The sequence below is a fragment of the Streptomyces venezuelae genome, assembly GCF_008642355.1.
Taxonomy (GTDB): Bacteria; Actinomycetota; Actinomycetes; order Streptomycetales; family Streptomycetaceae; genus Streptomyces; species Streptomyces venezuelae_B.
Genome location: NZ_CP029193.1, coordinates 917,126 through 931,269, shown reverse-complemented (window position 1 = coordinate 931,269; position 14,144 = coordinate 917,126). Strand labels below are relative to the sequence as shown.

Genomic DNA, 14,144 nt, shown 5'->3' with positions numbered 1-14,144 from the left:
CGGCGCCTGAAGGGTCAGGCGCCGTGGGGGAGCGGGGCGGCCGGGCTGACGAGGTTCGCGGCCCGCAGCTCCGTCCAGAACGCCTCGGGAATCTCCTCGCCCAGGGCGGCCGTGTCCTCGGCGATGCGGCTGGGGCGGGTGGCGCCGGGGATGACGGCGGCGGTCGCCGGGTGGGCGAGGGAGAACTGCAGAGCGGCTGCCTTGATGCTCACGCCGTGCTTGTCGGCGAGGGACTTCAGGCGGCCGACGCGCTCGACGATCTCGGCGGGCGCCTCCTGGTACTCGAAGTGGGTGCCGCCCGCGAGGATGCCGGAGCTGTAGGGGCCGCCGACGACCATGTCGACGCCCTGTTCCCGCGCCGCGGGCAGCAGCCGCTGGAGGGCGTGGTCGTGGTCGAGGAGGGTGTAGCGGCCGGCGAGGAGGAAGCCGTCGGGGCGCGGCTCGTCCAGGGCGAGGGTCAGCTCGATGGGCTCGGTCTTGTTGACGCCCAGGCCCCACGCCCTGATCACGCCTTCGTCGCGCAGCCGGGTCAGGACGCGGAAGGCGCCGGTGCGGGCCTCCTCGAACTTCTGCAGCCACTGGTCGCCGTGGAAGTCCTGGGCGATGTCGTGGACCCAGACGATGTCGAGTCGGTCGGTTCCCAGGCGCTTCAGGCTGTCCTCTATGGAGCGCTCGGTGGCGTCGGCCGTCCACTCGTGCACGATCTTGTTCGGATTGCCGTGCTCGAAGAGGCCGCCCTTCTCACCGAAGTCGGGCGTGTCGGTCTCGTGCTCGTCCAGGATGACGCGGCCGACCTTGGTGGACAGGACGTAGGAGTCGCGGGGCTTGCCGGCGAGTACCTCGCCGAGCCGGGTCTCCGCGAGTCCGGCGCCGTAGAAGGGCGCCGTGTCGAAGTAGCGGATGCCGTGGTCCCAGGCGGCCTCGACGGTGGCGCGGGCCTCGTCGTCGGGGATGGCGCGGAACATGTTGCCGAGCGGGGCGGTGCCGAAGCCGAGACGGCCGGGGAGGAGGGGAGCGATACCCATGCTGTGAAAAATCCTTGCGTCGCGGACGTGGGGGGAACTGGCGGGCTGATATGGACGGATTCGTCCTTTCCCGCGGCTCTTGCTCCTTCGAGGTTAGGATCGACGGGTCAGACTGTCCAAGACTTGCTTGGTCATACTTGAGTCCCCCGAGGTCTTACATGCTCGACCTGCGACAACTGCGCTACTTCGTGACCGTGGGCGAGGAGGAGCACGTCGGACGGGCCGCCGAGCGCCTGCACATCTCGCAGTCCCCGCTCAGCCGCCAGATCGCCCAGCTGGAGAAGAACCTCGGACTGACGCTCTTCGAGCGCGGCCGACAGCGCCTGCGGCTCACCTCCGACGGCCGCGTCTTCCTCGCCGAGGCCACCGCCCTGCTGCGGCACGCGGACCGCCTGGAGAACCTCGGCCGGCGGCTCGGCCGCGGCGACGAGGGCGGTCTGTGCGTGGGGTACGTGAGCGACGCCATGCACACCGGTCTGCTGCCCGGCGCCCTGCGCACCCTCAACGAGGGCCGCCCCGGTATCCACGTGGCCCTCTACGACCTCACCGCCCCCGAGCAGTTCGAGGGCCTGCGCCGGCGCAGCCTGGACATCGCCCTGGTCCAGGAGGCGCCACCCGAGGAGGATCCCGACCTGCGCGCCGCGCTCCTCCTGGCGGACCCGCTCCTCCTGGCCGTGCCCGGGGGCCATCCGCTCGCCGACGCGGACGAGGTGCGGCCCGAGGATCTCGACGGCCTGCCCTGGATCGCCGTCGAGGACGGCACGGACCACGTCTGGCGCGACGACTTCGTCGCCGCGTGCGCCGCCGCCGGATTCGCCCCCGACATCCGCTTCGAGGCCCCGGAGCCACTGACCGCGCTGGGCCTGGTGGCGTCCGGGCTCGGCCTCGCGTTCGTGCAGAGGAGCATGGTGCGCGGCGGCACGGAGGGGGTGACGGTCCGCGAACTCCCCTGGTTCCGGCGGTCCGTCCGACTGTGGGCGGTGTGGCACCGGATCGACCTGCGCCCGGTCGTCACGTCGTTCCGCGAGACGGTGCTGGCGGCGGGGTCCGGCGAGCGGGATCAGGAAGGGGTCAGCTGATCCGCTTGAAGTTGTCGCCGAACGTCCAGCCCTTCGAACCGTCCCAGTTGATCGACCACGTCATCAGGCCCTTGAGGGCGCCGTTGTAGCGGTTCCAGGCCTGGGAGACGAGGGTCGGGGACATGTAGCCGCCGCCTGCGCCCGGTTGGGCGGGGAGGCCGGGGACCTGTTTGTCGTAGGGGACCTTGATGGTGGTGCCCTGGATGTTCAGGCCCTTGTTGAGGCAGTCGGTCTGGGCGGTGAAGCCCTGCACGGTGCCCGCGGAGTAGGAGTCGCCGGAGCAGCCGTACATGCTGCCGTTGTAGTACTGCATGTTCAGCCACCACAGGCGGCCGTTGTCCGCGTACTTCTTGATGATCGGCAGATACGCGCCCCAGATCGAGCCGTAGACGACGCTGCCGCCGGTGACGTACGCCGTCTCGGGGGCCATCGTGAGGCCGAAGCCCGCGGGCATGCGGGCGAGCACGCCGTCGATGATGCGGATCAGGTTGGACTGGGAGGGCGACAGCTGGTTGATGTTGCCGCTGCCCACCAGGCCCGTCTCGATGTCGATGTCGATGCCGTCGAAGTTGTACTTCTTCAGGATCGGCACGATCGTCTCGACGAAACGGTCGGCGACGGCGGTGGAGTTCAGGTCGATGCCCGCCGTCGCGCCGCCGATGGACATCAGGATGGTCGCGCCGTCCGCCTTCGCCTGGCACATCTCGGCGGGCGTCGCGACCTTCACCGTCGCGTCCATGCCGTCCTCCCACAGGACGGTGCCGTCGGAGCGGATCACGGGGAAGGCCGCGTTGATGACGTTGTAGCCGTGCTGCTTGATGCGGCTGTCGGTGATGGGGGTCCAGCCGAACGGCGGGTGCACGCCGTTGGCCGCGCCGTCCCAGTTCTCCCAGTACCCCTGGAGCACCTTGCCCGCCGGCTTCGGCTTGACCGCGCAGGTGTCGGCCTGTGGGGCGGCGGGGGCGGAGGCGGGGGCCGCCGTGGCGGCGGGCAGCTGTGCGACACAGGCCAGTGCCAGGGCTGACCCCAGCAGGCTCAACGTCCGACCGATCACGCGGTGCTCCCTGGGTGCGGTGGGGGGTGCGGAGACGTGCCTCGTGCGGTGCGTCAACCTAGGCTGGTACGGACCAGGCGTCAATAGGTCTGTACCAAAGGGCGGTTGGGGGTTCGGTGGAGTCCACCGGACCGCGCTCAGCCGTCCACCGGCAGGCCCTGCGGTTCCTTGATCCGCTTCATGATGATCTGCGAGTTGACCTCGGTGACCCCGGCCAGCGTGGTGAGCCGCTCGATCCACAGCCGCTCGTACGCCGCCAGGTCCGCCACCGCGATGCGCAGCAGGCAGCCGGGGCTGCCGAACAGGCGGTGCGCCTCGATGACGTCCGGAATGTCCTGGAGTGCCGCCTCGAACGCCTCGACGGTCTCGCGGTCGCGGCGCACCTCGATGGAGACCAGCACCTCGAAGCCTCGGCCGACCGCCTCCGGGGCGACGACCGCGCGATATCCCTGGATCACCCCGTCCAGCTCCAGCTGACGCACCCGGCGCATGCAGGGCGACGCGCTGAGGCCGACGCGCGCGGCCAACTCCTGATTGGTCAGTCGGCCGTCGTTCTGCAGCTCGCGCAAGATGTTGCGGTCGATGTCGTCCATGGCGCAATTATCCACCACGCATATTGCACAAGCCTTCGAATTTGGCAAACACATTGCGCAATGTTCGACCTATCCTTGCGGCGAGGCTGCCCACCACTCAGGGGGCTGATGGTCCTCGGGTTCCCTGGGAGGTATACGGACGTGGAAGCACAGGCGCGACGGATCGTCGTCATCAGCACCGGCGGGACGATCGCGAGCCGTTGGCAGGGGACCGGTTTCGCCGCCGACGCGCCCGGCCGCGAGGTGCTCGCCACGGCGGCGATACCCCAGGACATCACCTCCGAGGTCATCGACCTGTTCAACGTGAACAGTCCGCGCCTGACCTCCGCCCAGCAGCTCACCCTCCTGCGCACCGTGCACCAGGTCCTCGCCGACCCCGGCGTCGACGGCATCGTCGTCACCCACGGCACGGACACGCTCGAGGAGTCCGCGTTCCTCCTCGACCTGTACCACGACGACCCCCGGCCGGTCGTCTTCACCGGAGCGCAGAAGCCGCTCGGCGCCGAGGACGGCGACGGCCCCGGCAACCTGTACGACGCGCTGCTCACCGCCGCGACCGTGCGTGACCTCGGTGTGCTGGTCGTCTTCGACGGCAAGGTGCACGCGGCGCGCGGCACGGTCAAGACGCAGACCCTCGCCGCCGACGCGTTCGCCGATCCCTCCGGGCCGCCCGTCGGCAAGGTCGGCTTCGGCAAGATCTCGATCCTGCGCCGGCCGCAGCGGCCCGCGCCGCTGCCGCTGCCCCCGGCCGACGTGACCCTGCCGCGCATCGACATGGTCATGCACCACGTGGACGCGGACCCCCTGTTCGTGGAGACGGCCGTCGCGGCGGGCGCGCAGGGCATCGTGCTCGTCGCCACGGGGGCGGGCAACGCGACGCCCGAGTTCGTCGGCGCGGTCACGGCGGCGATCGAGCGGGGCGTGCTGGTCGCTCTGACGACGCGTGTTCAGGGCGGGCCCGTCACCGAGATCTACACCCACGGCGGGGCGGTCGACCTCGCGGCGGCCGGAGCGGTGCTCACGGGGACGTTGCGGGCGGGGCAGGGGCGGAGTGCGGTGCTTGCGGCGCTTCTTTCGGCCTCCGGGGTGGGTGAGCGGGTGTCGGCCCTACGGCACGTCGTCGGTTCGGCGGGCCTGGAGCGGGGAGAGGCTGCCGCCGCCTGACCGTTCGCGTGTGCGGGCCCGTTGTGGCCGGTCGCGCAGTTCCCCGCGCCCCTGACCGGCACGCTGTCCCGCCGCCCCCGAATCAAGCACCCGGCGCGTCACCCCCACCCAACAGAACAAAGCGGCGCACCCGCGCCCGGAAAAGATCACGTAATCACCATGAGCACCGTCCCCGCCCCCACCCCCGCCCTCCGTCGTGAGCACGATCTGCTCGGGGAGCGTGATGTTCCCGCCGATGCCTACTGGGGCATTCACTCCCTCCGGGCCACCGAGAACTTCCCCATCACAGGCATCCCCATCTCCGTGTACCCGCAGCTCATCGACGCGCTCGCCGCCGTCAAGGAGGCTGCGGCCCGTGCCAACGAGGAGCTCGGCCTGCTCCCGAAGGCGAAGGCCGACGCCATCGCCGCCGCGTGCCGGGAGATCCGTGCGGGGCACCTGCACGACCAGTTCGTCGTCGACGTCATCCAGGGCGGCGCCGGCACCTCCACCAACATGAACGCCAACGAGGTCGTCGCCAACCGGGCGCTCGAACTCCTCGGGCACCCCAAGGGCGCGTACGAGCACCTGCACCCCAATGAGGACGTCAACCTCAGCCAGTCCACCAATGACGTGTATCCGACCGCCGTGAAGGTCGCGACGGTCAGCGCCGTCCACGGGCTGCTGCGCGCCATGGCGGTCGTGCAGGACGCGTTCGCCGCGAAGGCCCTGGAGTTCCGCGACGTCCTGAAGATGGGACGCACCCAGCTCCAGGACGCCGTGCCGATGACGCTCGGCCAGGAGTTCTCCGCGTACGCCGTGATGATCGACGAGGACCGCGCACGGCTCGCGGAGGCCGTCGAGCTCATCCACGAGATCAACCTCGGCGCCACCGCCATCGGCACCGGCCTCAACGCCCCCGCCGGGTACGCGGAGACGGCCCGCCGCCACCTCGCAGAGATCACCGGCATGCCGCTGGTGACCGCGGCCAACCTCGTCGAGGCGACCCAGGACTGCGGCGCCTTCGTGCACCTGTCCGGCGTCCTGAAGCGCATCGCGGTCAAGCTCTCCAAGAGCTGCAACGACCTGCGGCTCCTCTCGTCCGGCCCGCGCGCGGGGCTCAACGAGATCAATCTGCCGCCGGTGCAGGCCGGGTCGAGCATCATGCCGGGCAAGGTCAACCCGGTCATCCCCGAGGTCGTCAACCAGGTCGCCTTCGAGGTGATCGGCAACGACGTCACCATCACCATGGCCGCCGAGGCGGGTCAGCTCCAGCTCAACGCGTTCGAGCCGGTCATCCTGCACTCCCTCGCCAAGAGCATCACCTCGCTGCGCGCCGCCTGCCTGACGCTCGCCGAGCGGTGCGTGACCGGCATCACCGCCAACACGGAGGTGCTGCGCGCCTCGGTGGAGACCTCCATCGGCCTGGTCACCGCGCTCAACCCGCACATCGGGTACACCGCGGCCACCGAGATCGCCCAGGAGGCCCTGAGCACCGGCAGGGGCGTCGCCGAACTGGTTCTGGAGAAGGGCCTTTTGCCCGCGGAGCGCCTCGCCGAGCTGCTCACCCCGGAGCGGGTGGCGGGAGCTGCCTGACCCCGGCCGTGCTCGGATAGCATGATCCGACCCCGGCGAGAGTGGACTATTTCAGCCCACGCACCTAACAAACGGCCAGACCATTGATATCTGAAGCACCGCGGATATCTCCGCGCAAAGACCGCACCCGGTTGATCTCTGCCCTGCGTCGCCCCCGGGTGATGCTGTGGACCGCGGCGGGCGTGGTGACCCTCGGGTTCCTCGTCGCGCTGGAGATCGCCTCGCGGCACTACGGCCTGCCGGGGCCGATCGCCAACCAGGCGAGCGAGGTGATCTTCGCGCCGAAGTCGGGGCCGCTGCTGTACGCGAGCATGGCGCTGATGATGGTCGTGCTCACCTGGCGGCAGCGGCTCATCGCCTTCGGTGTCGCCGTCGGCATCGACGTCGTCTTCTTCCTGGTGCGCCTCGCCGTCGGCGCCGACATGATGTTCGGCAACGGCGCGCTGTGGGTGATCCTGGGCTGCGGGGTCATCGCCGTCACCCGCCGCACCGGACCGGAACGGGTGCTGCTCCTCAAGGGCGTCGGCCTCGGCCTGCTGCTCGTGGCGGGCCGCAAGACCGGTGACGCCTGGCTGCTCATCACCTCGAAGACCCGCCCGACGGTCCTCGACCCGTACGTCGCCGTCGCCGACCACGCGCTGGGCAACCCGTCGTGGCTGGTGGGCCGCATGGTCGAGGCGACCGGGCCGGTCGGCTCGACCGTCCTGGACTGGGTCTACATCCAGCTCGCGGTGGCCGCGGTCTGCGTCTCGCTCTACCAACTGCGCAACGTCGCCACCGAGGGCCGCTTCCCCGGCCACTACCTGGTGCGCACCTTCCTGGTGATCGGTCTGGTCGGGCCGGCCATCTACATGGTGTTCCCCGTGGTCGGGCCGATCTTCGCGTACGGCGAGGGGGCCTTCGGCACCGGTGGCAGCCAGTGGGCGCTCGCCGAGCTGTGGCCGCACACGGCGCCGCCCCTCACCGCCCCGCACGCGATGCCGTACGACGGGTTCACCCCGCGCAACTGCATGCCCAGCCTGCACACGGCATGGGCCACCGCGATCTTCATCCACTCCCGCAAGGGCCCGCGCCTGCTGCGGTACGCCGGTACCTTCTGGCTGATCGCGACGCTCGGCGCCACCCTGGGCTTCGGCTACCACTACGGCGCCGACCTCATCGCGGGTGTCGTGTTCGCGTTCACCATCGACGCGGCGATGCGCGCGTTCGACCGCGGCTGGGACCGGTCGGCCGTCCGGCTCGTCGCCTACGGCACCGGCGTGTTCGCCGCGCTCCTGGTGTCGTACCGCTATCTGCCGGTGCAGATGGCCGAGTACCCGTGGGTGGCGGGACCGCTGCTCATCCTCGCGATGGCCTCGGTGGTCCAGGGCTACGTGTGGACGACCAGGCTGTGGGAACCGAAGCCTGTCCCGGCCGAACCGGGGCCGCAGCCCGAGCTGGTCTGAGCTGTTCTCAGCGACCTCGGCCCGCCGCCAGCACGTCCAGTGCGGCCTGCGCCGTGAACTCCTCCTGCCCGCCCCGGAACAGCAGCTCCGCACCCGCGAAGGCCGGGTCGTCCGCGTGGGCGGCGACATAGGGGATCGCGACGCAGCGCATGCCCGCCGCGTGCGCCGCCGCGGCGCCCGGCGCCGCGTCCTCGAAGACCACGCAGTCCGCGGGCTCCACGCCGAGCAGCGCGGCCGCCGCGAGGAACACGTCCGGCGCGGGCTTGCCGCGCGGCACCTCCTCGGCGGAGACGAACGTCGTCAACTGCGCGTCCAGGCCCGTCCCGGCGAGGATCGCCCCGATGGCCGCCCGTGAGGAACCCGAGGCCACGGCCATCGGCACACCCGCGTCGTGCAGCCGCTCGACGAGCTTGCGCATCTCCGGGTAGACGGGGGTCCGGGCGCGCGCCAGCTCCAGATAGCGGCGGTCGAGGTCGGCGAGCAGCTCGGCCACGGACGCCGGTATCCCGTACTCCCGCTTCCAGAGCGCGAGCGTCTCGTGGGAGCTGATGCCGACGTACTGCTCGTTGTCGGCCCAGGTGTACTCCCGGCCCGTGAAGTCGGCGAGCAGGGCCCGCGACGCTTCGTAGTAGTTGGGCTCGCTGTCCACGAGGGTGCCGTCGAGGTCGAGGACGACCGCGGTCCTGCCGAAGGTGCTCATGCCCTCCAGCATGCCAAACCGCCAGGTCAAACCTGTCCGCCGACCGACCTGCCGACCGACTCGACCAGCGGGAGCAGCCGGTGCGGCACCCGCTCCCGCAGCGCCATCTCCGTCCGTGTGCGGACGACCCCCGGCAGGTTGATCAGCCGCTGCACGACGTCCTCCAGGTGCCCGTTGTCGCGGGCCGCGACGCGGGTCAGGAGGTCGCCGCCGCCCGTGATCGAGTGCGCCTCGATGATCTCGGGCACGGCGGCGAGCGCGTCCCCCACCTCGTCCAGGTGCCCCTGCGTGACCTCGATGTGGACGAAGGCGAGCACAGGGTGACCGAGCGCGGCGGGGGAGAGGAAGGGCCCGGTGCCGGTGATCACGCCGTCCCGCTCCATGCGGTCGAGCCTGGCCTGGAGCGTGCCGCGGGCGATGCCGAGGACGCGGGCGTACTCGCGCAGGCTGGTGCGAGGCTGTTCGAGCAGCAGCCGGAGGATGCGGGTGTCGAGTTCGTCGACGGCCATGGTCCGAGGTTCTCCCAGGTGGGCGGGGGTGATCGCAGGTGACTGTAGCCGCTTCGGCCGTACCTGCGGACGCGCCCGCCCACCGGGGTGCGCCACGGGTGCGCTACGTGGGCGTGACCCAGATCTGCCGCTTGTACGTGTTCGCCGCGTGCAGCTGGACCTTGGTGCCGTCGGCGGTGGAGCCGCCCTTCACGTCGAGGACCTTGCCGGACGCGACGTGCACGATCTGCCCCTTGGCGTTGATCTTCCAGCGCTGGGACGCGCCGCCGTTGCAGTCGTACAGGGAGATCTTGTTGCCGTTCGTGCTCGCGTTGCGGTAGTTGTCCAGGCACTTGCCGAGCGCGCGGACCGTGCCGTCCTGCTGCGGGATCCAGGACTGCCCGGGGCCGCTGTTGCAGGTGAAGATCTGGATCTGCGTGCCGTTGGCCGCCTTGCCGCCCTTGACGTCGAGGCACTTGCGGCCGATGCCGGTCACCTTGCCCTGCGGGGGCAGCACCGCGCCGCCGCCGCGCGCGAGGTGGCGCAGGCCCTGCATGTCGTACTGCTGGACGTAGGTGCCCGCGCGCTTGTCCTGGTACGCGTTGGTGGGTGTGCACATCACCGGGAACTGGCCGGAGTCCGACCCCTTGACGCAGTCGCCGCGGGTCGCGCTGCGGTTGGCGTGCGCCAGGCCCATCGTGTGGCCGAGCTCGTGGCTGATGTGGTTGCGGAAATACGTTTCGCCCATGGACGGGGCGGGCTTGCCGGCCGACGTCAGGAACTCGTCGTCGATGTACGCGTGCCCGCTGGTCACCGTGTCGGCGACGGACGAGGCGTAGAAGCCGCAGCTCAGGTTCTTGCTGCCGGAGCCGTCACGGACCACCTTCCAGCCCTGCGAACCCCCGTCGGCCGGCGGGACGCAGGGCCGGTGCAGCACACCGACGAGGATCTCGCCCTTGGGCCGGACGTAGTCCCAGCCGACCGGCCGCGTGTCGACCTTCACGGGAAGCGCCGTGACGCGCTGGAGGTCGGCGGCGGACTTCTTCACGTACGGCGCCAGCCAGTCCGCGGACTTCTTGTCGTAGAACTTGATCGTGTAGCCGGTGGAGAGGTACTTCGAGGCGCCGCCCGACTGCCAGCCCGTGCCGTGCGGGGCGGCGGCGGCACGCCCGGACGAGGCGGACGGCGCCGCGGAGCGGGCCACGGGCGTCGACTTCAGGGACATGACGCCGTTCTCGAACGTCGTGCCGTCGGAGCGGGTGGCGCCGAAGTCCCGCGTCCCCGCGGCCGGACGCGCAGCCGTCGGCTCGTCGTCGCCGCCGGTGCCGAAGGCGGCGGGCGACAGCTGGACCCCCGCCACGACGGCCGCCGCGGCGCCCACGGCGGCCATCGCCATGCGGCGCTTGCGGGCGCCGCGCTTGCGTATGGAACTCAATTCCCCGTTGTCCTCTCACTGCCGAGTCATCGGTGCGTCACTGTCGAACAGACGCACCGATGATAGGCGTGAACTGGGGGACGGTTGTTGCCAGTTGTGCCCCGCCGGACGTCCGGTCAGTGTGCGTCCTCCGTCGGGCGCAGGTCCTTCGGGATCTTCGCCCAGGTGAGCGCCGCGGCGGCCAGCGGCAGCGCGGCCGCCATCAGGAACGTAGGGGTCATCCCGGAGGTGAACGCGTCGGCGGCCCGTGACAGGAGCTCGGCACCGGCCGGGCCCGTGAGGTCGGACGCGACGCGGGCGGCCTCGCCGATCGAGTCGCTCACGGACGCCGCGGTGTCCGCCGCGAGACCCAGGTCGGGCAGGTTCACGCGGTACAGGGCGGTGGCGATGCTGCCGAGCACGGCCACGCCCATCGCGGCGCCCAGCTCGTAACAGGTCTCCTCGACCGCCGCCGCGCCGCTGACGTCCTCGGCCGGGGTGGCGGCCATGAGCGTCACGGAAGCGGCGGTCGTCGCGATGCCGACGCCGCAGCCGAGCACACCGAGCGCCACGGCGACGCCGCCGTAGCCGAGCGGCCCCGACAGCTGGAGCAGCCACGGCAGGGAGAGTCCCGCCGTCATCAGGAGCAGCCCGCCGCCCATGACGTGACGGATCGGCAGACGGTGCATCAGCGCCGGGGTGACCAGCGAGGTCAGGACCAGGCCGAGCGGCGCGGGCAGCAGCCGGACGCCTGCTTCCAGAGGGCTGTAGCCCTCCCCGTACTGGAACCACTGGGTGATGAGGAACAGCGCCGAGCCGAGCGCGATCATGCCGAGGAAGATCGAGGCGGCGGCGATGGCGAAAGGCCGGGACGCGAAGAGCCGCACCCGCAGCAGCGGGTGGGGAAGGCGCAGCTGGCGGCGTACGAAGACCGTGAGGGTCACCGCGGCGACGGCGAGGAGCGCCCAGGCGGCGGGGTCGGCGGGGCCGCCCTTGCCGAGTTGCTTGATGCCGCCCGCGAGGGCGAGCATGCCGACGACGGACTGGGCGACGCCCCACCAGTCCCAGCGGCCCTCGCGGGGCTGCCGGGACTCGGGCAGGATCCACAGGCCGAGCGCGATGATCACCAGCGCGACGGGGATGTTGACCAGGAACGCCGACTGCCAGCCGTCGTGCTCGACGAGGAGACCGCCGACGACCGGGCCGAGCGCCATGCCGCCGCCGAAGACGGCCGACCACACCGCGTAGGCGAGGGCGCGTTCGCGGGCGTCGGTGAAGACGTTCCGCAGGATCGACAGGGTGGCGGGCATGATCGTCGCGCCGCCGGCGCCGAGCAGCGCGCGGGCGGCGATGACCTGCCACGCGGCGGTCGCGAAGACGGCGAGCAGCGAGGCGGCGGCGAAGACGCCGAAGCCGATCAGCAGCAGCCGCTTGCGGCCCCACCGGTCGCCGAGCGCGCCCGCGGTCACCAGGAGACCGGAGAGCACGAGGGCGTAGACGTCGATGATCCACAGCTGCTGCACGGAGCTGGGCCGCAGATCGGCGACGAGGGAGGGGAAGGCGACGTTCAGGATCGTGGTGTCCATGGCGATCAGCAGGAGACTGCCGGAGAGGATCGCGAGGACGGCCCAGCGCCGTGGATCACGCTGCGGGGACATGTGGAGTAACACCTCAGTTTCGAATGAGACATAAATGTCTCACAGGAAACGTGTAAGTGTCTACCGGGCCGCCCGGTGCGCAGGCATCACTGCACGCGCTGGAGCGCCTCCCGCGTGAGGTCCGCGAGCGTCGGATAGCCGTCGACCGCCATCAGGAGGTCGGCCTCGGCGAGGAGCGAGCGCAGTACGTGCGTGACACCGGCGGCCCCGCCCATGCCGAGCCCGTACGCGTACGGGCGGCCCACGCCCACCGCGGTGGCGCCGAGCGCCACGGCCTTGACGATGTCCGCGCCGCTGCGCACCCCCGAGTCGAAGAGGACGGGCAGCCCCTCGGCGGCCTCGACGACCGCGGGCAGTACGTCGAGCGCGGGGAGTCCGCCGTTGGCCTGGCGGCCGCCGTGGTTGGAGCAGTAGATGCCGTCCACGCCGCCGTCCCTGGCCCGGCGCACGTCCTCGGGGTGGCAGAGCCCCTTCACGATCAGGGGCAGCGAGGTCAGCGAGCGCAGCCACGGCAGGTCGTCCCACGTCAGCGGATTGCCGAAGACCTGCACCCACTTGAGCACCGCGGACTGCATGTCGTGCTCGGGGTCGGCGGGCAACTGCGCGCGGAACACCGGGTCGCTCGTGTAGTTGGCCAGGCAGTGGCCGCGCAGCTGGGGGAAGTTGGAGGTGACCAGGTCGCGCGGGCGCCAGCCGGTGATCCAGGTGTCCAGGGTCACGACGATGCCCTTGAACCCGGACTTCTCCGCCCGGCGCACCAGACTCTCGGCGAGCGCGCGGTCGGTCGGCGTGTACAGCTGGAAGAAGCCGGGCGTCCCGCCGAACTCGGCGGCGACCTCCTCCATCGGGTCGGCGGACAGGGTGGAGGCGATCATCGGGACCCCGGTCCGCGCGGCCGCCCGCGCGGTCGCCACATCACCGTGTCCGTCCTGCGTACAGATGCCCAGGACACCGATGGGCGCCATGAACAGCGGCGAGGGCAGCGTCATGCCGAACAGGTCGACGGACAGGTCGCGCTCCGCGGCCCCCACGAGCATGCGCGGGATGAGCCCCCACCGCTCGAACGCCGTGACGTTGGCGTCCTGCGTGCGCTCGTCGCCCGCACCGCCCGCGACGTACGAGACGACCGAGGGCGGCATCGCGGCATGGGCCCGCGCCTCCCACCCCGCGTACGTCATCGGGTACTCCGGGACGACGCCGCGCAGACCGTCGAGGTAGATCTCGTCCTGGTAGTCCTTGAAGGGGCGGGGCGTCGGGTGCATGGGCGGCCTTCCCGGTGCGGAGGATCGGATGGCCGCTCAGTGTTGTTCGAAGCCGATGTCAGGGTCAATGCGCCGCGGTCATATGCGGTCCGGCGGATGCTCACGGAAGTGCCGGCGAGCGGATTGATGATCTGTGCGCGAGGGCATCACCGTGAGGCAGGACAGGTCGCGCCGGATGAGCAGCGACCCCGGTGGCGACATGGTTCGCGGGTGGACGCCGGTTTTTCTATGGGGAGGGGAGTGAGCTGCCATGCGTGCGCACCAGCGCGCCCGTCGGCCCACGGAACGGGTGGAGTACGCGCTGCCGCAGGAGCCCGCGTCGGCGGGCCGGGCGCGGCGCCTGGCCTCGGCGTTCCTCGCCGGGTCCCGGCGCCGCAAGACCGAGGTGGACGCGGAACGGATGGACGACGCCGCACTGATCGTCTCCGAGCTCGTGTCCAACGCGCTGCGGCACGGACGCGGCGGCTGCAGGCTGCGCGTCGAGGTGTCCGGCGCGCGGGTGACCGTCGCGGTCACCGACGCCGGTCGCGAGCATCCGCGGTTCCAGAAACACGGCATGGACAACCCGGAGAAGGAGAGCGGGCGCGGCCTGGCGATGGTCAGGCTGCTGACCCACCGGCTGGAAGTCGTCGGTGCGCAGCGCGGGGGGAAGACGGTGCGGGCGGTGCTGGCCTGAGAGACGGCGGG

General features: G+C 71.1%; 13 protein-coding genes. 5 read left to right on the top strand and 8 right to left on the bottom strand.

All coding sequences use genetic code 11. The features are described 5' to 3' along the window. Positions 1 to 14 precede the first annotated feature (14 nt). The gene (locus DEJ47_RS04045) at positions 15 to 1,025 is read right to left on the bottom strand and encodes an aldo/keto reductase (protein ID WP_150164996.1); all 1,011 of its coding nucleotides are present in this window, start codon (positions 1,023 to 1,025) and stop codon (positions 15 to 17) included. Positions 1,026 to 1,183: 158 nt separating this feature from the next. Between DEJ47_RS04045 and DEJ47_RS04040 the strand changes: the two genes are divergently transcribed. Further along, positions 1,184 to 2,104, top strand: a complete 921-nt coding sequence (locus tag DEJ47_RS04040) for a LysR substrate-binding domain-containing protein (protein WP_150164994.1) — start codon at positions 1,184 to 1,186, stop codon at positions 2,102 to 2,104. Here the strand turns inward: DEJ47_RS04040 and DEJ47_RS04035 are convergent. Together DEJ47_RS04035 and DEJ47_RS04030 are read right to left on the bottom strand one after the other, a co-directional pair. After that, positions 2,097 to 3,158, bottom strand: a complete 1,062-nt coding sequence (locus tag DEJ47_RS04035) for a chitinase (RefSeq protein WP_150164992.1) — start codon at positions 3,156 to 3,158, stop codon at positions 2,097 to 2,099. The two genes, DEJ47_RS04040 and DEJ47_RS04035, sit on opposite strands and share 8 nt — an antisense overlap. A gap of 137 nt (positions 3,159 to 3,295) precedes the next feature. After that, positions 3,296 to 3,751 carry an Lrp/AsnC family transcriptional regulator gene (locus DEJ47_RS04030; RefSeq protein ID WP_150164990.1) on the bottom strand — a complete coding sequence of 152 codons (456 nt, stop codon included), beginning with the start codon at positions 3,749 to 3,751 and terminating at the stop codon, positions 3,296 to 3,298. A gap of 141 nt (positions 3,752 to 3,892) precedes the next feature. Here DEJ47_RS04030 and DEJ47_RS04025 point away from each other — a divergent pair, with 141 nt between their 5' ends. The 3 genes from DEJ47_RS04025 (at position 3,893) to DEJ47_RS04015 (ending at position 7,935) form a co-directional block, all read left to right on the top strand. Continuing rightward, entirely contained in the window at positions 3,893 to 4,915 is a 1,023-nt protein-coding gene (locus tag DEJ47_RS04025; RefSeq protein ID WP_223828223.1) for an asparaginase, read from the top strand. 159 nt (positions 4,916 to 5,074) lie between these two features. After that, on the top strand, positions 5,075 to 6,490 hold the full coding sequence (gene aspA / locus DEJ47_RS04020) for an aspartate ammonia-lyase (protein ID WP_150164986.1): 1,416 nt from the start codon (positions 5,075 to 5,077) through the stop codon (positions 6,488 to 6,490). A gap of 161 nt (positions 6,491 to 6,651) precedes the next feature. Next, positions 6,652 to 7,935: a phosphatase PAP2 family protein gene (locus DEJ47_RS04015; RefSeq protein ID WP_150175425.1), complete on the top strand. Its 1,284-nt coding sequence runs from the start codon at positions 6,652 to 6,654 to the stop codon at positions 7,933 to 7,935. Positions 7,936 to 7,942: 7 nt separating this feature from the next. Here the strand turns inward: DEJ47_RS04015 and DEJ47_RS04010 are convergent, their stop codons facing one another. The 5 genes from DEJ47_RS04010 to DEJ47_RS03990 form a co-directional block, all read right to left on the bottom strand. Then, positions 7,943 to 8,635, bottom strand: a complete 693-nt coding sequence (locus DEJ47_RS04010; protein WP_150164984.1) for an HAD family hydrolase — start codon at positions 8,633 to 8,635, stop codon at positions 7,943 to 7,945. Between the two features lie 26 nt (positions 8,636 to 8,661). Continuing rightward, positions 8,662 to 9,144, bottom strand: coding sequence for an Lrp/AsnC family transcriptional regulator (locus DEJ47_RS04005; RefSeq protein ID WP_150164982.1), 483 nt, complete (start codon positions 9,142 to 9,144; stop codon positions 8,662 to 8,664). Between the two features lie 103 nt (positions 9,145 to 9,247). Then, positions 9,248 to 10,558: a ricin-type beta-trefoil lectin domain protein gene (locus tag DEJ47_RS04000; protein WP_223828222.1), complete on the bottom strand. Its 1,311-nt coding sequence runs from the start codon at positions 10,556 to 10,558 to the stop codon at positions 9,248 to 9,250. Between the two features lie 116 nt (positions 10,559 to 10,674). Continuing rightward, positions 10,675 to 12,195 carry an MFS transporter gene (locus tag DEJ47_RS03995; RefSeq protein ID WP_150164980.1) on the bottom strand — a complete coding sequence of 507 codons (1,521 nt, stop codon included), beginning with the start codon at positions 12,193 to 12,195 and terminating at the stop codon, positions 10,675 to 10,677. Between the two features lie 86 nt (positions 12,196 to 12,281). Further along, the gene (locus DEJ47_RS03990) at positions 12,282 to 13,457 is read right to left on the bottom strand and encodes an alpha-hydroxy-acid oxidizing protein (RefSeq protein ID WP_150164978.1); all 1,176 of its coding nucleotides are present in this window, start codon (positions 13,455 to 13,457) and stop codon (positions 12,282 to 12,284) included. Between the two features lie 250 nt (positions 13,458 to 13,707). On the opposite strand from DEJ47_RS03990, the gene DEJ47_RS03985 reads away from it, so the two are divergent. Continuing rightward, complete coding sequence (locus DEJ47_RS03985; RefSeq protein ID WP_202456707.1) at positions 13,708 to 14,133, top strand: ATP-binding protein; 426 nt, start codon at positions 13,708 to 13,710, stop codon at positions 14,131 to 14,133. Positions 14,134 to 14,144 lie beyond the last annotated feature (11 nt).